The following is a 23,756-nucleotide window of genomic DNA, read 5'->3' as shown; positions in this document are numbered from 1 at the left end:
GAATATTCGCCACATAAACAACGAAACAAGAACAAAACGTCCCGAATGACAGTGAAAAATCTAGCTGTCTCTCAATTTGACCCGGCCCGCCGATTGATCAGCTAGCTGCTTACCGTGTTCTTCATTAACGCTTGGGGCTCCCGCCTCTGAAACTAATAGAATTAACAACAAAAAAGAAGCGGATATCCATCAGGAAATGACTCTTGCTGTTGTATTTAGAAAATAAAACATTATAAGATGAAATTATTCTCATTCCAGGCGGCAAAGAACTTGACGGAAAAATCGCCTTGTGCTAGAAAAGACCCCTTGAACATCGAGGGGCCATTAGCTCAATTGGTAGAGCACCTGACTCTTAATCAGTAGGTTGATGGTTCGAGTCCATCATGGCCCACCAGTATAAATGAAACGCCCGGATCTTTTGAACCGGGCGTTTTTCTTTTTCTGCAGCGACATTCTCTGTGGAATGCTATTCAAGAGACAGAAGGTGGACCCGCAGATTCACCTTCTTCTGCCCGAGCCCAAGCTTTTTTCTGATATTCAACCGGTAATGTTCGATGGTTCTGGTGCTTAAGTTCAGGTTCGAGGCAATCTCTTTTGAAGTCTTGCCCATCCTGATCAGGTTGGCCACCTGGATTTCCGAAGGAGTAAAAGAGGGATTGTCTTTGGCCATTTTATGGATCACCGGGGAGACGATATTCTGCAGGTTCCCTTCAAGGATCCGGAGATGTTCGAGCTGCCTTGAATCAAGTCCGCTGGCTTCCAGTTTATGGATAAAGGGTGCGGTGAGTTCAAGGATGTTGAAAAGCACCTTGTGATCGATGGCCGATGAACCGTGCCCTTCCTTCCCTTTGTATTTTCTGGCAAGCATATCCACTACACTTTTTATCTCATTCAGCTCGGCGCTTTTTTCTTCCAGCAGCTGGCGGGTTCTGCTGTGCTCCAGAAGCTCCTGATGCATCGAAAAGCCGATCTCATTCAGATACTCCTGGTACTCGTCGAGGCGCTTGCCGATTTCTGCAAAACCGGTTCTTTTCTTTCGGTTTTCAAGCCAGTTCGAAGTGAGCGACTGGACAAACTGTCTGACTTCCGGGGGTTTCACAGGCTTGTTGATGTAAAGAAGTTTATTCAACGGCGGAACCTTGGCGTTGATTTCAGCAGGTCCAACATCTGAATAGCCGGTAAAAATCACAATATGGACATCCTCATCCAACTTCCGGATCCTCTCCGCCGCCCAGAGACCATTCTTTCCCGGAGGAAGCCGCATGTCCATAAAGATCACACTGAACGGCTCGTCCATCTCAAGAGACTCAACTACAGTCCGCACGGCATCCTCACCGCTCCGGCAATGGGTCAGTTTGTAAAAAGGAGTTTCCGGTGAATTTTTCCCTCTGCCGCCAAAAAGCTGCCCTTCGAGTTTCTCGAGATTTGCCTTTGACCGGTGGAAATCAGTCTCGGAAGAGAAGATGTCTGAAAACATATCGTGAATCGGCTGCTCATCATCAACCACCAGCACTCTGAATGTTTCCTGCAGTTGCATAACTGTAAATGCCTCTAAAATTCTGGTTCCAGGGGAATCCGAACATGGAAAGAGGCTCCGCAGCCCACCCCATCACTTTCCGCAGAAAGACTCCCGCCAAGAGATTTTATCGTATTAGCACACCAATGCAGGCCGATGCCGGAAACTTTTTTGTTTTTTGTACTGAAACCCCGTTCAAAAAGATGGTCCATATTTTCTGCCGCTATTCCCCGTCCGTTATCCTTCACTGAAAGAAGCACCGAATCCCTTTCATCAGACGTCAGGCGTTTACAGAAGAACTCAACCTTCCCCTGCCCTGAAGAAGCATCTCGAACCGCTTCGCCGGCATTCTGCAGGAGATTGACAAGAATCTGAATCAGAGCACTTTTATGGCTCTTGATCACCCCGACATTCTCAAGGGAAGTAGTAAAATTTATCTCCGGAAATTTATTCCGGAAAAAATCTGAGACGTCTCTGGTCACTTCATCAAGATTGAACTTTTCAATATAAAAGCCCTGCCGGGAAAAATCTTCAATCCCCTCAAGAAATTTTCTCGTAATGTCCGAGTCCTTCTCCATTTTATCGAGCCGGAGATCGACATCATCCCGGATCTTCTCGATATGCCCCAGCGCCTGCACCAGGAATTCGGCCAGTTTCTCGCGCCTGGCGGAATCAAGAGAACGATCACTGATCAGCTCCTCTATCGATTTTCTCATACTCTCCAAAGGGAGGCAACTGCATTTTTCCCGCAGCAGTACAACATCTGTGACAATGGGGGTCAGGGTATTGCGAATATTGTGGATCAGGTCTGATGTCACATCCGCCATCCCCGAAAAATAAGACTGGTTGATCATCCGGTATCGGGCCAGGTTCAGCTTGCTCACCATGTCATTGAATTCTCGCCCCAGGGTCAGGATCTCATCGCATCCTCCTACATTTATCTCACTGTAAAGCTCGTCATTTTTACCGAGATCAACGATCACTCCGCTCAATTTCCTTAAGGGGGTCACTATTCTTATGCCAAGAAACAGCAGAAAAAAAGCCATGACCAATACTCCTACCGCAAGAATCGACAGATTCACAAAAAGACCTGTTTTTTTGCCGACAGTACTGATGTGCCTGGCAGAGGAAAGGAAGATCATCAGATTTTGCTCGCCCGTCAGATCTGCAAACAGGGAATAAATATTCAGGGTATCCTCTCCCCCGTCAGCGACCAGAACCCGGGAACCATTCAACTTATCAAATAAATTGAGGTCGCCGGATGAGTACTGCCCATCCCCCTCAACCCAGAGCTGGACGTTGGTTTGGGTCCGGCGGGCGAGGGATTCGAGATATCCGGCACTGATCACCTTTCCCATAATAATGGTCCCGCGAACCGGTCCCTCAAGTTTGGAGGTTATGATCGGCCTTGCCGAAACAAACATCGGCCCGGCCGATGAAATATAGACGCCGGCATGATATCCTCCGGTTTCCTTCAGGCCGAGAAGCGGATGGTGGTCAGGGAAAATATCCGCCGGGAATTCTTTGATCTCCAGGGGAAGCCCGGTCTCAAGATCATATGCCTTTCCCCAGACCACCCGTCCCTGGGAATCGAGCAAAAAAACCAGATTCACTTTGTTATCAAAAAAAGTTTCTTCCACCAGATTCGATTTCACATAATCATGGTTCCGGTCCCTGATGAACTCATAGGTGTCGTCCCATGCCGCCCAGTCATGATTCAGGATATCAAGGTGATGGATTTCACTTTCCATGGCCCCGATGAAACGCTCCATGTCCTTCAGGGCCTCCTGCCGTTCCAGTTTCTGAAATGCAGGATCAATAACAATGCCCATGACAAAATAATTGAGCACCGCATACAAGGCCAAAATGGCCAACATCATGCAGGTTATTTCCTTACGAATGGTCATGGCAAAACTCTCTTACTCCCTCTTTTCACATGAAAAGCAATACGGAAAGGACTGCCAGGGCCTTTACCACAGGTTGAAACAAAATAAGCCCCCAGGGCAAACCGACAACCGTCACCTCTCGACTCCCGAGGAACGGAGTCCGGTGAAGAAACTCTATATGCATGAACGGAAAAGATACGCGGTAAATACTACCGGAACAGAGAAGAGTTTATCTTTTCCCCCTTTTATGATGACACTTTCCTGCAGCCCTCTGGCATCCGTAAGCAACAGGAGTCAACCGCCCAGGACCGGTATCGATTTCACATTGATGCCGGCGAAGTACCAGACCTGAACAGCAGCGATTACAAGAACATATAACAACGGCAAGGAGTTTTTCGCAAGAACTGCGTTTCCCGGACGTTACAATCTGCCTGTGAATGGAACTTACAAGGGTTCTCCAACCATTTCACGAGCAGGATATCGCGACACTATTACAGTGAGATAAGCAATGCAACACAGGAAAATACGGGATAAATACCTGAATACTACCAGACAGATGCCTGGTTATGCCATCAGGCCATTGAATACACTTCAGGAGAGACGATTGCGGAAGTCTGCAAATGAAAACTCCCTGACCAGATCAACCGAATCCGTATCCCGGTCATAGATTGAGATGGACGGCAGATTGATCCCGTTGAAGGTGGTATTCTTGACCATGGTGTAATGGGCCATATCGGTAAAAACAAGTTTCCTGCCCGCGCGAAGCGGTTCCTTGAAGGAGTAGTCACCGATTATATCTCCCGCCAGACAGGTGTTCCCTGCAAGTCGATAAGTAAACGCGAATTCTCCCGGTTGTCCGGCTTCGATAATTTGAGGGCGGTATGGCATGGCCAGAACATCGGGCATATGGGCCTCGGCCGAAGTGTCGAGAATGCCGATATCAATCTCATTATGGACCACATCCAGGACGGAGGCCACGAGATAGCCACTGTTCAGTGCAACCGCCTCTCCCGGCTCAAGGTAGACCTGCAGGTCATAGGTGTCCTGAAAATAACCGATCAATCTGCACAACAGGTCGATGTCATATCCGGGTCGGGTGATATGATGGCCACCGCCGAAATTGAGCCATTTGAGACCGCTGAAATACCGGCTGAATTTCTCTTCAACCCTTTGCAGAACCCGCTCCAGGGTGTCGGCTCCCTGCTCGCACATGACATGGAAATGAAACCCGTCGATCCCATCAAGATCGGCACCATCCAGGTCGGAAGAGGTTATCCCGAGCCTGGAACCGGGAGCGCAGGGATTGTAGAGAAGTGTCGCCACTTCCGAGTATTCCGGGTTGATCCGCAAACCGATCTGCCGCCCGGAAGCAGCCTGCCGGTATTTACGGAACTGGGACAGGGAATTGAAGATGATATGGTCGGACAATTCGACAACCTGCGAAAACTCATCTTCGCGAAAAGCGGGTGAAAAAGTATGGACCTCGCCCTTGAACTCCTCTCTCCCCAACCGCGCCTCAAACAGACCGCTGGCGCAAACCCCCTGCAGATAACCACTGATCAGAGGGAAAAGACTGAACATCGAGAAACCCTTGAGGGCCAATAGAATCCGGCAACCCGTCCGGCTACTGACCCCGGCCAGGATCCGGCAGTTCTCTTCGATCAGCTCCCGCTCAACCAGATAGCAGGGAGTCTTCAGATCGAGCCGTGAAAGTCTGTCACTGTCCATGGCAGTCCGTGAAGATTAAGCGCGTCCATGAAGGGGTCAGGATCAAGCTCTTCCATATTGAAAACACCTTTCCCCTGCCACTTGCCCTGCAGCATCAGCATGGCCCCGATCATCGCCGGTACCCCGGTGGTATAAGAGACCGCCTGGGAGTTCACTTCGCGGAAACATTCGGCGTGATCACAGATATTGTAGATATAGGTTTTCTTTCGAACCCCGCCCTTCTCCCCGTCGAAAACGCAACCGATAACGGTTTTGCCCTGGTAATTGGTGGCAAGGGAGGCTGGATCCGGCAGGAGCGCCTTTAAGAACTTCAGCGGCACGATCTGCTGCCCTTCAAACTCGACCGGCTCGATACTGGTCATCCCGACATTCTGCAGAACCTCGAGGTGCTTGATATAGTTTTCGGAAAAGGTCATCCAGAAGCGGATCCGCTCAAGCCCCCGGATGTTTTTGACCAGAGACTCCATCTCCTCGTGGTAGAGCAGGAAGCTCTTCCTGACGCCAACCCCCGGATACTCAAAATCTATTGATTTCTCAAGCGGCCGGGTTTCGACCCATTGCCCCTTTTCCCAGTATCTGCCGTTCTGGGTGATCTCCCTGATGTTGATCTCCGGGTTGAAATTGGTGGCGAAGGGGTGGCCGTGATCACCGGCGTTGCAGTCGAGAATATCGATGGTCCGGATCGAATCATAAAGGTGTTTCTGGGCATAGGCGGAAAAAACATTGGTGACCCCGGGATCAAAACCTGAACCAAGAAGCGCCATTAACCCGGCCTTTTGAAACCTCTCCTGGTAGGCCCACTGCCAGCGGTATTCAAACTTCGCCTCGTCCAGCGGTTCATAATTGGCGGTGTCGAGGTAGTTCACCCCGCACTCCAGGCAGGCATCCATTATGGTCAGATCCTGATACGGGAGAGCGACATTGATGCATAGCTCGGGCTTGAAATCCCGCATCAGGGCGACCAGTTCCGGGACCTGGTCGGCATCGACCCGGGCCGTCCGGATCGGCCGGCTGGTCGTGGCCGCAATGGCCTCACATTTTGCCACGGTCCGGGAGGCAAGCAGAATCTCCGAGAACACCTCCGGCACCATCGCACATTTTCTGGTCACCACTGCGCCGACTCCACCCGCCCCGATAATCAACACTCTTGACATGCAACAACCCTCTTTTCAGAATTTCAGATAGGTATACCCTTCCAGGCATTCTTCATAAAAATCAATCAGCCGGACACCCTCACGGGGCTGAATATTGCCGTCCCGGATCTGCCGGTCAATTTCTTTCTTTACCGAACGGGCCATCATGTCCGGATTGTACTGCATGGTCTCAAGAACCTTTTCCGCCGAAGTGCCCTTGATAACCTCCTCAATATAGAAATCCGCCGGGTCATCATCATCGCAATAGATATGGACCTCGTTCAACCTGCCGAACAGATTGTGCATATCGCCCATCACATCCTGATAGGCGCCGGTGAGGAAGAGCCCGATAAAATAGTCCTCTCCCCTTTTCTGCGAATGGAGTAGAAGGCTCTGGTCATGCCCGCCCTGTGGAATGAAGTGGCTGATCTTGCCGTCCGAATCACAGGTGATATCGACAATCGAGCATCGCTCCTGAGGTTTTTCATCAAGCCGGGTGATGGGCATGATCGGCAGAAGCTGGCTGATCGCCCAGGTATCGGCAGCCGACTGGAACACCGAAAAGTTGCACAGATACTGACTCGCTTTCAACTCTTCAATAAGGGTAAGCTCCTCCGGGACGAAATCAATTGTCTCGAGAATCCTGCTGATCCGGCTGATCACCTGCCAGTACAGGGTCTCGATCATCGCCCGTTCATTCAGGGAAATGACCCCAAGCTTGAAGGCGGTTATCGCGTCATCCTTGCTCTGCTGGACATCGTTGAAAATTTCCTGGAAGTTCTCTTCGGTAAGGGACTCAGCCGCCTCCCTGGTATTGGTCAGCAGGATATGCTCGTCAGCTATTCTTCCGGTTTCGAAGGTGGTCCTGGTCTGATGGATGGTGTCGACAACGTTGGTCACCACACAGGAATGGTGCGCGGTGATATATCTGCCGCTTTCACTGATGATATCCGGATGGGGAACGCCGACCTCATCGCAGATCTGCTGGATCCCGCTGACAATATCCTGGGCATACTCCTGCAGGCTGTAGTTACGGGATGAATTGTTGGCAGACCGGGAACCATCGTAGTCAACACCAAGCCCTCCCCCCACATCAAAATACTGAATTTTTATCCCCGAAAGCGCGAGATCCGCATAAATTCTGCCCGCCTCGGCAACCGCCTCTTTAATGATCCTGATATCCGGCACCTGACTTCCCACATGAAAATGCAGGAGCTGCAGACAATCTGCAAACCCTTCACTTTTGAGATAGGCGATTCCACTTAAGATTTCACTGCAGGTCAGGCCGAATTTCGCCCGCTCTCCACTGGAACCGGCCCACCTGCCGCCCCCTTTGACTGCAAGCTTGGAGCGGATTCCGATCAGCGGTTTCACCTTCATTTCCTTGGAGATGCGGACGATCAGATCAAACTCGGAAATATTCTCGACGACAATAATAAATCTGCGTCCCAGCTTACGCCCGAGCAAGGCAAGGCGAACATATTCCTCATCCTTGTATCCATTTAATACGGTGAGGGCCTGATTGTTTTCATTGTAGGCAAGTGCCGCCATCAGCTCCGATTTGGACCCGGCCTCGAGGCCATGGTTATAAGGCTCCCCGGCATCGAGAATTTCCTCGACGACCTCCCGCATCTGGTTGACCTTGATCGGATACACACCAAAAAACCGACCCTGGTAATTATATTCAGCAATGGCTTCCCTGAAGGTTGTATTCAGGAGCTTGACCTGTGAACGGAGAATATCCTGAAACCGGATAACCGCCGGGAAGGCGATGTTCTGATCCCTGATCTCGTTGACAACTTCCAGGAAATCGATTCGCGGACCCGCTTCATCCCGCTCCGGCAAAACACAGAGGTGACCGCTGTCATTGATGGAGAAATAACCACTTCCCCAGCGCTCAACATTATAAAGCTCACAGGCATCCGCCGCCGAAATTTTTGTTTCAGACCCTTCGGGTAAAAGTCTCGATGTCTCGCATGCTCGCTTATCGGTACGAGCAGACGAGCTGCTCAACTCAGCTTTGCACCCTTCGGGTATAAGTCTCGATGTCTCACAAGCTCGCTTATCGGTACGAGCAGACGAGCTGCTCAACTCAGCTTTATCTGACATGACCGTTCTCTCCATGAAAGGCAAGGATTATCTCCCGGACAACTTTTGCGGCAAACACGCCACTGTTGCCGGTCGGATCAATCGCTGGAGCAAGCTCCACGACATCTGCGCCAACCACTCTTTTGGCCCGCAGTACCCGGACAATCTCAATAAACGAATGAAAATCCTCACCGCCTGCTTCCGGAGTACCGGTTCCGGGCATGAAGGCAGGATCAAAAAAATCGAGATCAAGGGTCAGATACACGGGCCGGTCGGCGGGTATTTTAACCATATAATTTATAAAATCGAGAAGATCGCCATACAGAGTCCCTTCTTTGCGCATCCAGGCAAACTCTTCTCTGGTTCCGGAACGGATACCGAACTGGGCCAATCGGTGCATAGGACCGAAATGATCGAGACATCTTCTGATTACCGAGGCGTGCGAATAACGATATCCCTGATAACCATCCCGCAAATCAGCATGCGCGTCAAGATGAAGCAGTACCAGATCGGGAAAAAGGGAAAGATATTTTTCGATGAAGAAATACGATACGGAATGTTCACCCCCCAAAGCCAGAATCCGGACCGTCCCATCCATTGATGCGGTCAGGTCGTTGAAACTTCCTTTCAGTTCAGACCAATCAGCATCGGCATCACCTGTCCGGACCAGCGCGAGATCTCCAAGATCATAGAAAGGCGAGATCTCTTCCAGGTCGGAATCCTGATAGGGGGAATAGGTCTCAATATCCTCAGAAACTTCCCTGATCCCGAGAGGTCCCGCAGAGGCCCCCTTCCTGAAACAGGCCGTACCATCAAATGCGGCCCCCACCAGGTTCAGCACCCCGGGCACCAAAGAAGAGGTCGGATGCGCCTTATGATAAAGAGATGTCCCTGCCACCACTGATTTCCTGTCCAACTGCCGGCCCTCAATTTGAAAGGTATTCATCATCGCTCCAAAGGCGGGGGAAAATACCCTTTTTATGGCTGCTTCGTCAATGATTTTACGCGATCCCAATTGCAAATTCACTCATAGACAAAGGAGGTTAAGTGCTTAGTGTACCTGAACGGCAAATAAACATCCCGGCAAAACCGAGCCCTGAGCGTAAAACTTTCAGAAAGCCCGACTCCTCTCTGCAGGCGACTGAAGAAGACAGCAAAATTAGGGCAAAATTGCAGCGATGTATGGTAACAATATTGTCAAGAGCTTAAACAGTAACTATCAACTGGAGGCAAACACTATGGCAGACCTCAAAACATGTTTGAACTGTGGCCAGGAAATCGGAGACGGAGCCCACGCCGCACTCTGTCCGAGCTGCGGCCAGACTTACTGGAAATGCGGTGGGTGCGGTTTTTTAATGACGGCCGCAACCCCTCCCAACAGCTGCCCTTCCTGTGGCAAGGAATGCGCGTTTAAAAACGTGACCTGCTATACTCCGGACTGCGGTGGCCCCGGCAATATTGATCGCAGACTATAGAATTAAAAGTGATTACCAACAATTTTCAGCCAGTGTTAATCGTCATTCCGGGCTTGACCCGGAATCCAGGGGGTTGGGCTAATTTCTGGCTTCCGGCTAAAAACATGCCGGAATGACGAGGTTTGATCAAAACTCAAATAATATCATGCTGTTACGGTGGAGCTTTTTTTTAGGCTGAGTTTCGATGGTAATCAGAAAATTAAAAGCACAACTTTCCGAGTTTGGCTAATCTCCCGCTAATAAAGGGTTTCGGCGATTTGTTAGCGCAGGTGTTCCACCAGTAGCCAGAAGCCAGGAGTCAGAAGCCAGGAGAAAAGCATTAAAATCAGTCATTCTGGCTTCTGGCTACTGGCTTCTAAATTCTCATCCTGGTGGAATGCCACTACGACTCCGAACCATTTTGTAACAGCAAATAAACACCATAAGACATGTCGGAAAGTTGAGTTAAAAGGAAAAGGCCCGCGAACTGAACGCAGGCCTCACATTATCGAGACAAAACGACTTCCCCTAACAATCACTTGCACATTTAAACCGCCCCCCTCACGAAGTCCATACCCGATCTGCCAGGCTTCTTCGCCGGTCAGCCCTCTTTTTACGCCGCTCTGCCGACTGACGTCGCTCAAAGGGAAATGAATCCGACTGCCGGACCCGCCGGTCAAAACCTGATCGGCGACCATGCTTATCAAGAATGTTTTTAGTCGCTCCTCTGTGTCCGCTCATCGCTGACCTCGCTGTACACGTTTCATTTGCTTATGTGTTAAATATACGACCACTTTGAGATATCAGTCAAGGTTGTCAAAATAATCGCTTTCGAAGTGTTTACTTCCATAAAATTCACACTTCAGGCAATCATGGAGCTTGTGCGCAAAAAAGCCCTGAATTTTTCCCTTGCACATCGTCCCGGCAATATAGGAACAATGTCTGCCATGATCGGGATACGCTGGACAAACCCCGAATTCATCAGCCCTTTCGCCGCCACGCTCACGGCCGCACTTCATGTATTCCCAGCAATTCATAGCCCCTCCATACATGCTACAATGTGGTATTTATCCAGAACAAAACCTACTGCATTTTGAAGGATTTTTCCAAGAAAAAATTGTGGAGGAGTTATTTTATCAACTCTCTGTTCTGTTGCAGCCAGTTACAGGCCTCGGTGAAGGCTTTTTTCAAATCGTCCAGTGCTTCCCCGGCCAATTGCAAAGAACCGGCTTTGCCGGCTTTTTCAAGTTTCATTCCGGCAGAAACCATGCTCTCTGCGTAAAGCATTTTACAACTTCCCTTGATGGAGTGACCGATCCGGGAGATATTCGCCATGTCACCAGTTTTCACAACCCCTTCAGCATCTACCAGCCACCGTGGGCCGCTGTCTTCTGCAAGATTGCGTAATAATCTGGCCGCGAGATCTTTTTTGCCTCGACACCTTTCATCAAGAAGTCTGGGATAATCGACCGGGAATTGATCGCTGCCCTGTGGATCGTTATCAATGGTCGTCATTCTTTATATCAACCTGAAAAAACTGAATAATTTCGCCCGTCGCATTTTCTTATCTCTCACCAAGAGGAGGTTATCATAACATGTGAAGGCATGCCATTGCCAATTACCGGGTTCTTTTGAAGCGCCTTCGATCATTCCCTGTTATAAGAAAAAACAATCACTACGTTTGCACCGGGCCGATACCTGGAACACGCCACACAAACTTGAGCGATGAATAAAACTCTTATTTTCAACACCAGAATCAACCGCCATGAAGAAGGGAAGACCGTCCTCTCCCTTCTTTCTGAAAGGTTTACCTATCTTGATCAACTGGAATGGTCGGAAAATATTGCTGCCGGCAAAGTCAGACTCAACGGAGATGCCGTTTCCTGCACATGGAAGGTTTCCATCGGTGACAACCTCACTTATCATCCGGACTCTTTAGACGAACCAGAGGTCTCCACCGATGCCGAGGTCATCGATTCTTCCCCGGATTTTCTCCTGACCGGTAAACCGGCAGGGATCCCGGTCAGCAGGACAGGCCGGATCGTTTGCAATACATTTATTAATATCCTCCGAGACAGGTTCAACAACCCCGACATTCATCTGATGCATCGCCTGGACCGTGAAACCAGCGGTCTGCTCCTCTGTGCAAAGAGCAAGGAGGTCTGCCGCAAACACCAGAAAAATCTGGCCCGGATCATGACCGGAAAATATTATCTGGCAATCGTCCAAGGAAGAATTGAAGTGAATGGTCTCAGGATAGAATTCCCTCTGGGGAAAGACCCGAACAGTGAAATACGGTGCCAGGTCACCGTTGCCCCGAACGGAAAACCGTCCAGCACCATCATTTACACTGTTGCCGCAACCAATGAGAAATCAATGCTTCTTGCCCGCCTGGTCACCGGGCGAAGACATCAGTTGCGCTGCCATCTCTCACATCTCGGACATCCGATTATAGGCGACAAGATCTACAACCACGGAGGTAAATTTTACCTCAAGCGATTGACGCAGGAGTTGACCGACCAGGATTTCCTGGAACTTCAAACACGCAACCACACACTCCATGCCTGGGCAGCGGACATCACCCTGCCGGGCCAGGAACCCCGGCTCTATCATTCTCACTCTTTTCCGGCCGAATTTATCCACCAGGCCACAGCGTTCCCGGGATGGCGAAATCCAGCCGCCAAAATCCTTGAACAGGCAAGAAACCCGAAAATCACCCATATACACTGCCCGTGATTCCTTCACTCGATATCACAGATCTACACCCTTCGGACATGAGTCTCGATGTCTCACGGACTCGCTTATTGGTTCGAGTAAACAAGCGGCCTGATTCAGCGTTAAAATATATTTGCCATCTCCGAATCCTGCCAATATTATTAAAGCAGAAATCCTTAAGCTGCAGGCCATCCACAATTGCAGCAAACCAGATGTATGGTCGCGGAATAATCGAAAAAACATCTCTCAACAGGGAGGCGGATCAACCTTGAAAACATTCCCGAAGCCGGGCTTCAAAAACACGGCCCAAACCCTGGATATTCTGGAAGATGGGATTAAAAAGCACCAGATCGGCCAGGTGGTGGTTGCCTCCACCTATGGCGACACCGGCCTGGAGGCAGCACGTCGTCTGCAGAATCTCGGAGTCACTCTGGTTGTTGTGACCCACAATTCCGGGTTCAGGGAGCCGGGAGCTCTGGAAATGGTGCCTGCAGTAAGGCATGAAATTGAATCGCTGGGAGGAAGAGTGTGTACCGGCACCATGCCCTTCCGGAATATCGGGACGGCGATTCGGGAAAAGCAGGGCTACAGCCAGCAGGATCTGGTGGCAAACACCTTGAGAATTTTCGGCCAAGGGATAAAGGTCTGTGTTGAAATCGCGATGATGGCCGCCGACAGCGGAATGATCAGCCAGGCCGATGTATTGTGTGTGGCAGGAACAGGCCGGGGAGCCGACACCGTGGCCCTGATCAGCCCCCAATCTTCCAACAAACTATTTGACCTCAAAGTCCGTGACATTCTAGCCAAACCTGTCGAGTGGTAAACGAATATGCGTCTAAACAGTGAACCGGAATGCCTGCAGGCTATCGATGAATGGAAAAAGTATTCACCGGAAGCGCAGATGAGAAATCTGAATCAGGCCATTGAGGCTCTGGAACTTGACCAGATGTACTATGAAGGAAAAGGCTCGGAAAAACCGGCCGAAAGATGCGGCAAGTGCCTTGAAATTCTGCACAGGCGACTTTCAGAATTGAACTCCGGCTGACGCAAACCCCACACTTTCTTCCCCTGGTAAAGCAGCGTCCGCCAAGTTTATGTTCACAGAGAACTGTGACGAATTTCTACTCTTTAAGATATTTATAAAGCATGTACCGTGCCTCCGGCGAACCCCATTCCCGTGGCCCGAGAAACTTCTCACGGAGAATGCCTTTTTTGTCCACGATATAGGTCTCAGGCACTCCGGTTATCCCATACGCTTTGCCCACCGCAGAATCAGGGTCATCCATCACCGGAAAGGTGCAGCCGATCTTCGCGGCCAGCTTGTCGGCAAAAACGGGCTCGTCATTACTCAGGATTGAAAGCATCTTGAACTTGTCGGCAGGCATCGACATGTACAGCTCCTGCATGGAGGGCATCTCCTGACGACACGGTGGACACCAGGTTGCCCAGAAGTTGACGAAAACCACATGACCCTTCAGTTCCGAGAGCTTCCAACTCTTCCCCCGAGTGTCAAGCAGGATAAAATCAGGGGCCGGTAATCCCACCGTGGCAACCTGCGGTCGTTCCTGTTCCTGTTGCCCGCACCCGGCAAATATCAGCACCAGAGCGAGAACGGGAACTGTGATAAATATGCCAATAATTTTTCGCATGATCCACTCTTTGAAAAAAATATCCCTATTGACCCAGATCAATTCACACCTGACACTATTTATGGCATGATGATCACAACCTACCGCACAGAGGTGATGCTCACGGTACACAATCCGCCTGACCCTGACAAGCGAATTGCCGGTCGGCGGACGCCGGAAAATCCAAGATTACGAAAAACAGCCTTTGCTTTTAGCATAAAATATATAACGGAGGAAATGAAATGGGAAAATACGAACGATGGGATGATTTCCTGATTGCCGAGCATGAAATGATCGAACGGGCGATGGCGGTCCTGAAGAAGAACCTTGAAGCGCTGGAAGAAGGGGAATATGACCTCCAGCAGATCAAACGGGCGCTCGATTTCCTGCTGGAATTCGGGGACAAGATCCATAACCGCAAAGAAGAAAATCTTCTTTTCCCGTTAATGCATGAAAGAGGCATTCCGTCCCAGGGCGGGCCGCTTGGCGTCATGCTGATGGAACACGAGGCAGAGCGAAAACTGGTGCAGCAGATGCTGATGCAGGTCGACAAACTGCCCTCCATGGGCGACGAAGACCTTCTCGCCTTCAAATCAGAGGGACTCGAATACCTGACCATCCGGGCCGAACATATCTGGAAGGAGAACGACATTCTCTATCCCATGGCCAGGAATGTGATGAAAGAAGGAGATGCTGAAAAAATGCTGGCCGGTTTTGAGAAGATCAACACCGATGTTTACGGCCCCAAGGCCTGGGATAAATTCTCAGTGATGGTCAGCGAGGTTGAAGGCAGTAAAGAAAAACGGGCGCGGTTGATCAACGGGCTTTCCTATGAGCAGCTCGATGCGATCATGGAGGCCCTGCCCTTTGAGGTAACCTTTGTCGACGCCGAAGACACCGTCGCATATTTCAACAGACTCGACAAAACCAAGATCTTCCCCCGGACCCGGTCGGTCATCGGCAGAAAGGTCGACAAATGCCATCCCGAAAAAAGTGTCGATACGGTCATAAAAATCGTTGAGGGGTTCAAGAACCGGACCATGGACAAGGCTGAGTTCTGGATCAACTTCAGGAATGAGACGATCATGATCCGTTATTTCCCGGTCTATAACGAAAACGACGAATACATGGGTGTTCTGGAAGTCACCCAGGAAATCGGCTGGATCAAGAAACTGGAAGGAGAAAAAAGACTGCTCGACTGATATTGAAGTACTTAAGCATTATGGTCCAGGCTACCGGCTACATCCAGACTGTCAAGGCCTGGACCATATCACACCCAAAAACATCCATGCCCTCCACAGCCTCCCGGAGGTACCCCCTCACCTGCAAATGTGATGCTTTCCTCCCGGGAAAGAACCGCTATTGGACCTTATATACCCGGTCCCCTTCAACGAACACCTCAACCCCTTCCCCGAACTGGATCTCGGCGAGACCTGCGGCAACCTCTTCAACCGGCACCCCCATAGCCTCGGCCAGCTCGTGAATGTCGTAATAGGGATGCCCCTCTTCGTTATAGCCCTTGGCCACAACCCCGGGAAAGTGCTCATTGAAGGCGCTGCTGGAGGCCTGCTGCAGAATCTCCCTGATCTGGGGCGGGCCATAAAGAAGAAGCCATTTGACCGCTTCCGACCATACCTTTGCGTCAACCGTTTTGCTCTGCAGGACCTCCATGGCCATCTCCAGGTCCCACTGGTCTTTGAATTCCGTCATCCGTCCGCTCAAACCTTGAAGTTAATCTGTTCCGCCACGCCGAAAATATCCATCATGGCAACATGTCCGACGGTAAACAAAAACTTCCTCAGCCGCAAGTCAAACCACTGATCTTTCTGCCCAGCCGGATAAAGGTCGGGATGGACAGATCTCTTTCACCTTCCCTGGAGGTGACCGACCGTCGTTCTCTCCTTTTTATTTCAGCCGTTCGGGTCAGACCGTTTCGCCCCCCTTTTAATCCTTTCCGCCAGCAACAATTCCCATACGCAGCAACCCTGACTCTCTGCCAGTATCCTCTCAGTTCAAACATTCCGTCATCTCCTCTATTCTTTTTGACATTGGTTTGCGCTTAGAATACTCTCCTGGGTGGGACATCGGCTGTCCCCTGCATTGTGATTTATTTACATCGACAAAAAAAACAGAACCATCTCCTCCAGGATTTGGAAAAACTTCTTTCAGGACCAGGAAAATGACCCGAAACAAAATCCAGCTCCAGCGGCTTATCTTTATCGACCAGGCGATCCGGGAGGGTATGCGTCAGGGGGTACTTGCCAACCGCAGCACCATGGCCGCCCGCTATGAGGTCAGCCCGAAAAGCATCGGCCGCGATATCGATTACCTGAAACACCAGATGGACGCACCCATAGAATACGACCAGCAGAAGCACGGCTACTTCTACACCGAGGAGACCTATAAACTGCCGGCGATCAGCATCAGTGAAAGCGACCTGTTCGCAATCTGTGTCGCCAGAAAAGCCCTGAAGCAGCATGAGAACACTCCGGTGTACCGGAAGCTGGTTTCCGTTTTCAGAAAGATCGAGCAATCCCTGCCGGACAAGGTCTCCGTTGAGCCGTCATGGGTGGATGACCGGATGTCGGTGCTTCAGGAGCGGGGCACCGACATCGATCCGGCAACCTGGGACAAGGTGGCCGAAGCCCTGCACCACAACCGGAGACTCCGCCTCTCCTACCTGAAACCAGGAGACACCGCTGAAGAGGAACGGGAGATCGACCCGTATCATGTAGTCAATTTCCAGGGTGAATGGTACGTGGCCGGTTTCTGCCACCGGCGCCGGGACATCCGGATCTTTGCCCTGTCGCGGATTAAAGCGGCCGAAACCCTCAAAGCGCATTTCACCATCCCCGATGATTTCAGCTTCGCCCGTTTTGCCGGCCATCATTTCGGGATCTTCCGTGGCGAAAAGGACCACCGGGTCGAAATTCATTTTGCCCAGAAACACACGCCATATGTTCTCGAAAGAGAGTGGCATCCGGAACAGTCCATTACCCATGCCGATGACGGCAGTGTGACCCTCTCTTTTACTTCCAATCATCTTTTTGAGGTGAAACGATGGATTCTCTCCTGGGGCAGCGGAGTCAGGGTGCTCGCTCCACCGGAACTGGTCGATGCGGTCAGACTGGAGCTGGAGGAGGCCTTGCAGGCATACCACTAGTGTCGCGTCAAGGATGAAATGTCATAGTATTTCTCCGGCATTTTTTGTGCCGGCAAGGCATGTGTTGGGTTGCATAGCAGCGCTATGCAACCCAACACGTAACGCAGGAGGTGCGAAAAATGACGAGAAAGAGGTGACGGTTCAGAGTTGACGTGACATAGAACTCCCGGAACAGAGAACTACGGAGATTTGAACCCTGATTGATTAATACGGCATCATATTATATGATCATTGAAGCACATGCAGGATCGGACAAACCGAGTTCCTGCCGTAAGGGACAAGAGCCAATGGACATAAGCAGAAACAGCCCCCTGTGGGCTTTTATCTTCAACAAAAGCCGCAAGCGGCGAGACAAAACCACCATTCTCGGCAGCATCCCTCTTTTTGAGAAGCTGTCCCGCTGGGAACTGCGGGCCATCGCCGACATTGTCCACCAGCGGGTTTATGCAGAAGGCGAATTCGTTTTCCGGAAAGGGCAACCCGGAGCGGCAATGTTCGTAATCACCACCGGAGAAGTCAAAATCATCGACCACGACCGGGAAAACCGGGACACGGTGATTGCCACCCTCGGCGCAAACGCCTTCTTCGGCGAACTCGCCCTCCTTGACGATTCTCCCCGTTCGGCCTCGGCCATGGCCGCTGCCGGCACGGAAATATATGCCTTTTTCCGAACCGATCTTGACCGGCTGTTCGCCGCGACCCCCCAGATCGGACTTGAGGTTTACCGCGCTCTGGCCGGGATCATCGGCACCAGACTCAAGGTCACCAATGAGCACTTATCTCACAAGTGAAGAATGCCTGCTGCGGCAGCGCCGGGCAACGATCTTCTATGCCACGTCGGCCGCCCTTGCCCTGCTGGCGGCGGTGTATCTGATCTGGGCCTTACGGGCGATGATCCTGCCCCTGATGATCGGGATGATTATGGCGTACATCTGTCTGCCGCTGATCGGTTACCTGAAAGGCAAGGGCTTTTCCCGCTTCTGGGCGGTCATTTTTCTCTCGGCCATGTTCTGCCTTCTTCTTTTTTCCACCATCAACCTGACGGGCAAGATCATCCCCAACCAGAAAGAAGAACTGGAACTGCAGGTCAGGGTCCGTTACAAGGTCAATGAGAAGTTCGACCAGATGATGGGCACCAGGAACAACGGGCGGGGGGGGAACCTCTTTTACACCATCTTCGGCAAGGAGCTTGAGCCGCTCCGCAGCGCTCTGGACTCCGTCCTGCGCCTTTCCGACAAGGAACGGGAGCTGTTCACCATCTTCCACTACAACCCGAATCTTTACGGATACGCCCCGGTGGCTGATCGCTACTGGCAGTATTACCAGGCCAACCGCCAGCGGGACCAGAAAGAGGCCGAACTGCAGGCGGAAAAGCAGGCGCAGGAAAAAAGCAGCGGTGTCACACCGCACATCCCCCAACCTGAAGGCCGGAAAAGCAGAGGGTCTTTACTGCTCCTGGTGTTCAACGCCCTCTCCCTCTGGCTGATCACCCCGCTGGTTTTTCTGATTCTGCTCTTTGACGACGGCAAGCTGAAAAGAAATCTGGTGCAGGCTGTGCCGAACCGCTACTTTGAAGTGACCCTGACCGTCTTTGACAGCATCAATGAGGCCCTGGGCCGCTACCTGCGCGGGACAGCCATAGAGTGCTTCCTGGTCGGCACCAGCTTTACCTTAAGCCTTTTTCTGGTCGGGCTTGAAATGCAATGGGCCGCCACCATAGGTGTGATCGCCGGACTGGCCAACGCCATCCCGTTTCTCGGGCCGGTCATCGGTCTTCTGGTCGGAATTCTCTATGCTATTCTGACCGAGCAGATCACCCCGATTCTGCCCTTTATCAACGAAGGCAACCTGCTGCTTGCAATCATTGCGGTCGTCGCCCTTGTCCAGCTGGCCGACAACGCCATCTTCCAGCCCTATGTGCTGGGCAGCGCGGTTAATCTGCATCCGCTGGTGGTCATTGTCGGGGTCATGGGCGGAGCGGTGATCTTCAGTTTTGCCGGGATGCTGTTCGCAATCCCGGCCATCATGGTGATCAAGGTGGTGGTCACGACCATGTTCCGCCAGCTGCGCGCCTACTATATCATCTGATGGATATCTCCAGTCTCATAAAAAGCCCGTCAGTGGCCCAGGTTTACCGGGCAGAACCGGGGAAAAAGTTGGCCCGCCCCTTGTTCCTTTCAACTGTTCAGGCCGGGTTCCCCTCTCCGGCTGAAGATTATATTGAACAGAGCCTTGACCTGAATGAGTATCTGGTCAAGAACCCGGCGGCCACCTTCTTTGTCCGGGTAGCCGGCGACTCCATGACCGGCGCGGGAATCCACCATGACGACATCCTGGTGGTCGACCGCTCGCTCACCCCCGCATCGGGGAAGATAGTCATCGCCATAGTTGACGGTGAGCTGACCGTGAAACGGTTCTTGCAGTACGGCTCGCGATGCCGTCTGGCAGCAGAAAACCCGGATTACTCTGATATTGAGATAGAAAATGACATGAATCTTGAAATCTGGGGCGTGGTGACCACCTCGATCCACAACCTCTAAAAACTCTCAACCGTACCCGCTCCTATCCGGCCGCCTCTCATGAAAAAACTTTTCGCCCTGATCGACTGCAACAACTTCTATGTTTCCTGCGAGCGGGTGTTCAACCCGAAGCTCGCCGGCAAACCGGTGGTCGTTCTTTCCAATAACGACGGCTGCATCATTGCCCGTTCCGAGGAAGCGAAAAAACTCGGCATCAAGATGGGAGAGCCGTTCTTTAAATGTGAGAAGACGCTCTCACACCACGCCGTTCACGTCTATTCTTCCAATTACCCTCTGTATGGCGACATGTCTCAACGGGTGATGGCAGTGATTGGCCAGCAAGAGCCGGAAGTGGAAATGTATTCCATCGATGAGGCTTTCGTTCGATTGCCCCGCAGTGGCAATATCACCGACTACGGCAGGGCGCTTCGGGAGAAAATCAGAAAACAGACCGGCATCCCGGTTTCAATCGGCATCGGACCAACCAAAACCCTGGCCAAGATCGCCAACCGGATCGCCAAGAAGAGAATGACCTCCGGGGTCTTCGACCTGACAGACCATCCACAGCTCACAAAAATACTCGCTGAAACTCCGGCGGAAAGCGTCTGGGGCGTGGGAAGAAAAAGCGGAGCAAAGCTTGCGGCCGCCAATATCCATTCAGCCCTTGACCTGATGCAGGCTGAAGACGTTTGGCTGCGCAAAATCATGACCGTTACGGGGCTGCGCACCGCCATGGAACTGCGCGGCATCTCCTGCCTGGACCTTGACGAGACCTCCCCGAAGAAGAGCATCACCTGCTCCCGGTCGTTCGGCCATCCGGTGCAATCGCTGGAGGATCTGCGGGAAGCCGTGGCCACCTATACCGCCATTGCGGCGGCCAAACTGCGGCAGCAGCAATCGGTCGCCTCCTGCCTGCAGGTCTATATCAACACCGACCCCTTCAGCAAAGACCAGGCTTGCTACTTCGGGCACCGCACCACGCTCCTGACCGGCCAGACCGCCAACACCGGAGAACTCACCCGGGCGGCCATCCGCTGCCTGAAAACCATTTACCGGCCCGGACACCGGTACAAAAAAGCAGGGATACTCCTGAGCGGCCTCACCAGCGACGCCTGTCGCCAGCCCGGCCTCTTTACCCCGGCCGCTGACCAGCAGCCGGAACTGATGGCGGCCATTGACCGGGTGAACCGCCACATGGGCCATTACACCCTGCAATACGGCGTGGCCGGGTTCAGAAAGGATTGGCGCAACCGACAGGATCGCAGATCACCGGCCTACACCACCTGCTGGCAGCAACTGGTGATGGTCAAAGCCTGAGACAGGGACAAAGAGGTCACTCTCCATCCCCTTCAATAAAACTGGTCAACTCCCCGATATTCTCGCGCAGAATCACCACCTGTTCCATCAGGGAGCGGGAAGAGTTCGCATTCTGGTCGGAGGTGGCGGCCAGCTGCTGGGTGCTGTTGTCCATTTCCTGGGCCGCCTTGGCTATCTGCTTGATCCCGAGAGCCTGCTCATGGGACGACCGGGAGATTTCGTCCACCAGCACCTTCACCTTCTCGGAACTGACGCCCACCTCCCGCAATCTCTCGGCTACCGTCGCAAGACGATCACTCCCTTCGCCCACATTGGCGATGGCACGCTCAACAAGTCCGCTGATGTTGCGGGCTGCTTCCGCCGTTCGCCTGGCAAGACTCCTCACCTCATCGGCCACCACCGCAAAACCGGCGCCCGCTTCTCCGGCCCGGGCCGCCTCAACGGCAGCGTTCAAGGCCAGAAGATTGGTCTGAAAGGCAATACTTTGAATATCGTGGGTGATGCTTGCAATCTCATCGCTGTCGCCCTTGATCTTGCCCATACTGGTCTGCATCATGTCCATATCGGCATTGGCCTGGATCGAAACCTGCGAATTATTCCTGACCTCTCCACTGGCCGCCTGGGCCCCTTCGTCGTTCTGCTGGATCATGGAGTTGATCTGCTCAAGGGAGGCGCTGGTCTCCTCCAGAGAGGCGGCAATGCTGGTCGACATGTCGGCCAGGTCCTGGGAAGAATCGGAGGAACTTGTAGATTCCAGATTGATCCGATCGGCCGACTGATTGAGATTCTCGACGATATGATTGACCGTCCGAATGATCTTTCTGGTCAAATAAAAGGTGACGCACACCAGAAAGAGAACGGCCCCGATGCCACCGACATTGTAAAAGAGGATCATCCGGTCGGTCTTGGTCATGGCCGATTCCTTGAACTGCGGCAATGCTTCACGAACAAGCTCGATCTCTTCCTTGCTGGTTGCCATCAACCGGGAATACAGTCCGAGATACTTTTCTTCGACAATTTCCCCTGCGGCCTCGACATCTTCCTCCGCCAGGGCCGGGACAATCCGCTCGCTCAAAAGACCCCGCATTTCCTCCCAGATCTTACGGGTCCCGGCAAGCGATTCCTTGATCTCTCCCACATGTGCCTGGTCATGGCAGTATCCGCAGCCGACACTTCCCTCCGAAGCAAGATGCATCTGATCCAGTTCGACAAAAAGGACCTCCATCCTCTCGGACATCTGCGACAGAGTCTCGACTTTTCCCTCGTCATTCTCCCAGAGCGCGGAAAACAGTGTGCTGTTGATCAGGTTGATGTTTGCCCGCATCCTGGCCATATTCCCGATATAATCGGTTTTCAGTTCTATTCCCTGATAATTCGGCCCGCCGATCTGGACCTCCCTGATGGTCTGCTGGCCGATGATCAGTCCGCCGATCTGGGCAACCACGATAATGATCAGAACAACGAATATCCTGGTCTGCAGGCTGCTCTTTTTCAATATGTTCATCAATCCCTGCCTCACTGTTTATTCCCCTGATGCATGTTCGGTGTACCGATAATCCTATCGCAGGTCGATCAGCGATGAGAAGTTTTTTTTATCCCGCCCCAAAAAAAACCCTACTCCCAGTCAGGCTATCTCAAGTTGCCGACCTTGCCAAAACTTCATGTCCCTTGCCGCGCGCTACGGAAAGCTGTATCTTTTATATGACAGCTCAACGGGTGTCGGGGTTTTCCCAGCAGACGGGGAAATTGCCGGCAGGCCTCTTCTTGCCGGGGATTATGGACCTTACTCTACCTTCCGAACAACTGCGATTGCTGGAAAATCTGGATCGCTACTTCAGTGATTTCCCGACCTCCTGCCCCTACGACCTTCCGGAGATTGCAATTTACAGAATGGCCAGGTTCAGCATGATTCCGGAAAAAATCATGCACACCCTGCTCGCGGCAGGGTACCGGAGATATGGCGACACGGTTTACACCATGCGCTGTCCCGGCTGCCGGAAATGCCAGCCGATCCGAATCGACCCCGAAGAATTCCGGGCGAACCGGAGCCAGAAGAGGGCCCTCCGGGCCAACACCGATCTTGAAATCAACACAACTCCTCTGGCGGCGACCGATGACAATGTCAGGCTCCTTCAGCATTTTTTCGACACCCGTTTCCCGGGCCGCAACAACCTGGCCAGAGATTATTATGCAGGCTTTTTCCTCAATTCCTCACAGTTCTCTTTTGAGATTCGCTACTCGGTCAAGGGCAGGCTGATCGGTGTATCAATTGTTGATTGCGGGAAGACGTGGCTGAATGCGGTTTATTTTTTCTTCGATCCGGCCGAGGCCAGGCGCAGCCCAGGAACCTTCAACATTTTGAACCTGATCGATATCTGCCGCCGGAACCGGATCAGGGAACTCTATCTCGGCTATATGATTGAAGAGGTTCATGCCATGTGCTACAAGGCAGCCTTTCGCCCCCACTACCTGCTGAAAAACGGTTCCTGGCAAAAATCGGACACCGGTGAATGATCTCGGTTGAGTCAAGAAACCTTTTCACATCACATTCCTGAGATTTAATGCTATACTGGGCACCGGCGGGAGATTCCTGGAGAGGATCCTGCTTC

22 protein-coding genes and 1 tRNA gene are annotated in these 23,756 nt (G+C 52.0%); 11 read left to right on the top strand and 12 right to left on the bottom strand.

Annotation, left to right across the window (positions count from 1 at the left end; translation table 11 throughout):
• Positions 1-318 precede the first annotated feature (318 nt).
• Positions 319-394 (top strand) — tRNA-Lys (locus tag KKG35_02655).
• 72 nt (positions 395-466) lie between these two features.
• On the opposite strand, the gene KKG35_02650 is transcribed toward KKG35_02655, so the two are convergent.
• The 8 genes from KKG35_02650 to KKG35_02615 form a co-directional block, all read right to left on the bottom strand.
• Positions 467-1,537, bottom strand: coding sequence for a LuxR C-terminal-related transcriptional regulator (locus KKG35_02650; protein MBU1737014.1), 1,071 nt, complete (start codon positions 1,535-1,537; stop codon positions 467-469).
• 14 nt (positions 1,538-1,551) lie between these two features.
• The gene (locus tag KKG35_02645) at positions 1,552-3,423 is read right to left on the bottom strand and encodes a HAMP domain-containing protein (GenBank protein MBU1737013.1); all 1,872 of its coding nucleotides are present in this window, start codon (positions 3,421-3,423) and stop codon (positions 1,552-1,554) included.
• A gap of 570 nt (positions 3,424-3,993) precedes the next feature.
• A complete protein-coding gene (nspC, locus tag KKG35_02640) occupies positions 3,994-5,130 on the bottom strand; it encodes a carboxynorspermidine decarboxylase (GenBank protein ID MBU1737012.1) in 1,137 nt (378 codons plus the stop codon).
• Positions 5,097-6,284 (bottom strand): saccharopine dehydrogenase family protein, encoded by a 1,188-nt coding sequence (locus tag KKG35_02635; protein ID MBU1737011.1) that lies wholly within the window; start codon positions 6,282-6,284, stop codon positions 5,097-5,099. The genes nspC and KKG35_02635 overlap by 34 nt, the downstream gene beginning before the upstream one ends.
• Before the next feature lie 15 nt (positions 6,285-6,299).
• The gene (gene speA, locus KKG35_02630) at positions 6,300-8,372 is read right to left on the bottom strand and encodes a biosynthetic arginine decarboxylase (protein ID MBU1737010.1); all 2,073 of its coding nucleotides are present in this window, start codon (positions 8,370-8,372) and stop codon (positions 6,300-6,302) included.
• Positions 8,362-9,297 carry an agmatinase gene (speB, locus tag KKG35_02625; protein MBU1737009.1) on the bottom strand — a complete coding sequence of 312 codons (936 nt, stop codon included), beginning with the start codon at positions 9,295-9,297 and terminating at the stop codon, positions 8,362-8,364. Before speB ends, speA begins: the two co-directional genes overlap by 11 nt.
• 1,311 nt (positions 9,298-10,608) lie before the next feature.
• A complete protein-coding gene (locus KKG35_02620; protein MBU1737008.1) occupies positions 10,609-10,842 on the bottom strand; it encodes a hypothetical protein in 234 nt (77 codons plus the stop codon).
• 91 nt (positions 10,843-10,933) lie between these two features.
• The gene (locus KKG35_02615) at positions 10,934-11,320 is read right to left on the bottom strand and encodes an Hpt domain-containing protein (GenBank protein ID MBU1737007.1); all 387 of its coding nucleotides are present in this window, start codon (positions 11,318-11,320) and stop codon (positions 10,934-10,936) included.
• Between the two features lie 210 nt (positions 11,321-11,530).
• Between KKG35_02615 and KKG35_02610 the strand changes: the two genes are divergently transcribed.
• From KKG35_02610 to KKG35_02600, 3 genes are all read left to right on the top strand, one after another.
• Complete coding sequence (locus tag KKG35_02610; GenBank protein MBU1737006.1) at positions 11,531-12,541, top strand: RNA pseudouridine synthase; 1,011 nt, start codon at positions 11,531-11,533, stop codon at positions 12,539-12,541.
• Between the two features lie 247 nt (positions 12,542-12,788).
• Positions 12,789-13,343 (top strand): hypothetical protein, encoded by a 555-nt coding sequence (locus tag KKG35_02605; GenBank protein ID MBU1737005.1) that lies wholly within the window; start codon positions 12,789-12,791, stop codon positions 13,341-13,343.
• 6 nt (positions 13,344-13,349) lie between these two features.
• Positions 13,350-13,565 (top strand): hypothetical protein, encoded by a 216-nt coding sequence (locus KKG35_02600; GenBank protein ID MBU1737004.1) that lies wholly within the window; start codon positions 13,350-13,352, stop codon positions 13,563-13,565.
• A gap of 76 nt (positions 13,566-13,641) precedes the next feature.
• On the opposite strand, the gene KKG35_02595 is transcribed toward KKG35_02600, so the two are convergent.
• Complete coding sequence (locus KKG35_02595; protein ID MBU1737003.1) at positions 13,642-14,169, bottom strand: TlpA family protein disulfide reductase; 528 nt, start codon at positions 14,167-14,169, stop codon at positions 13,642-13,644.
• A gap of 221 nt (positions 14,170-14,390) precedes the next feature.
• On the opposite strand from KKG35_02595, the gene KKG35_02590 reads away from it, so the two are divergent.
• Positions 14,391-15,350, top strand: a complete 960-nt coding sequence (locus KKG35_02590) for a PAS domain-containing protein (GenBank protein MBU1737002.1) — start codon at positions 14,391-14,393, stop codon at positions 15,348-15,350.
• A gap of 157 nt (positions 15,351-15,507) precedes the next feature.
• Here the strand turns inward: KKG35_02590 and KKG35_02585 are convergent, their stop codons facing one another.
• Both KKG35_02585 and KKG35_02580 read right to left on the bottom strand, forming a co-directional pair.
• Positions 15,508-15,858, bottom strand: a complete 351-nt coding sequence (locus tag KKG35_02585) for a hypothetical protein (GenBank protein ID MBU1737001.1) — start codon at positions 15,856-15,858, stop codon at positions 15,508-15,510.
• Between the two features lie 88 nt (positions 15,859-15,946).
• Positions 15,947-16,168, bottom strand: a complete 222-nt coding sequence (locus KKG35_02580; GenBank protein ID MBU1737000.1) for a hypothetical protein — start codon at positions 16,166-16,168, stop codon at positions 15,947-15,949.
• A gap of 159 nt (positions 16,169-16,327) precedes the next feature.
• On the opposite strand from KKG35_02580, the gene KKG35_02575 reads away from it, so the two are divergent.
• The 5 genes from KKG35_02575 (at position 16,328) to KKG35_02555 (ending at position 21,147) form a co-directional block, all read left to right on the top strand.
• On the top strand, positions 16,328-17,311 hold the full coding sequence (locus tag KKG35_02575) for a WYL domain-containing protein (GenBank protein ID MBU1736999.1): 984 nt from the start codon (positions 16,328-16,330) through the stop codon (positions 17,309-17,311).
• Between the two features lie 287 nt (positions 17,312-17,598).
• Complete coding sequence (locus KKG35_02570) at positions 17,599-18,102, top strand: cyclic nucleotide-binding domain-containing protein (GenBank protein ID MBU1736998.1); 504 nt, start codon at positions 17,599-17,601, stop codon at positions 18,100-18,102.
• Entirely contained in the window at positions 18,080-19,399 is a 1,320-nt protein-coding gene (locus KKG35_02565) for an AI-2E family transporter (protein MBU1736997.1), read from the top strand. The genes KKG35_02570 and KKG35_02565 overlap by 23 nt, the downstream gene beginning before the upstream one ends.
• Complete coding sequence (gene umuD / locus KKG35_02560) at positions 19,399-19,851, top strand: translesion error-prone DNA polymerase V autoproteolytic subunit (GenBank protein ID MBU1736996.1); 453 nt, start codon at positions 19,399-19,401, stop codon at positions 19,849-19,851. The genes KKG35_02565 and umuD overlap by 1 nt, the downstream gene beginning before the upstream one ends.
• A gap of 39 nt (positions 19,852-19,890) precedes the next feature.
• Positions 19,891-21,147 (top strand): Y-family DNA polymerase, encoded by a 1,257-nt coding sequence (locus KKG35_02555; GenBank protein MBU1736995.1) that lies wholly within the window; start codon positions 19,891-19,893, stop codon positions 21,145-21,147.
• Between the two features lie 16 nt (positions 21,148-21,163).
• On the opposite strand, the gene KKG35_02550 is transcribed toward KKG35_02555, so the two are convergent.
• Positions 21,164-22,651 carry a hypothetical protein gene (locus KKG35_02550; GenBank protein MBU1736994.1) on the bottom strand — a complete coding sequence of 496 codons (1,488 nt, stop codon included), beginning with the start codon at positions 22,649-22,651 and terminating at the stop codon, positions 21,164-21,166.
• 272 nt (positions 22,652-22,923) lie between these two features.
• On the opposite strand from KKG35_02550, the gene KKG35_02545 reads away from it, so the two are divergent.
• Positions 22,924-23,661: an arginyltransferase gene (locus tag KKG35_02545; GenBank protein ID MBU1736993.1), complete on the top strand. Its 738-nt coding sequence runs from the start codon at positions 22,924-22,926 to the stop codon at positions 23,659-23,661.
• Positions 23,662-23,756: the final 95 nt, after the last annotated feature.

Source organism: Pseudomonadota bacterium (genome assembly GCA_018823285.1).
In the GTDB taxonomy this organism is placed as follows: domain Bacteria; phylum Desulfobacterota; class Desulfobulbia; order Desulfobulbales; family JAGXFP01; genus JAHJIQ01.
Note: the sequence above shows the minus strand (reverse complement) of the source record. Positions and strands in the feature narration are given on the sequence as shown.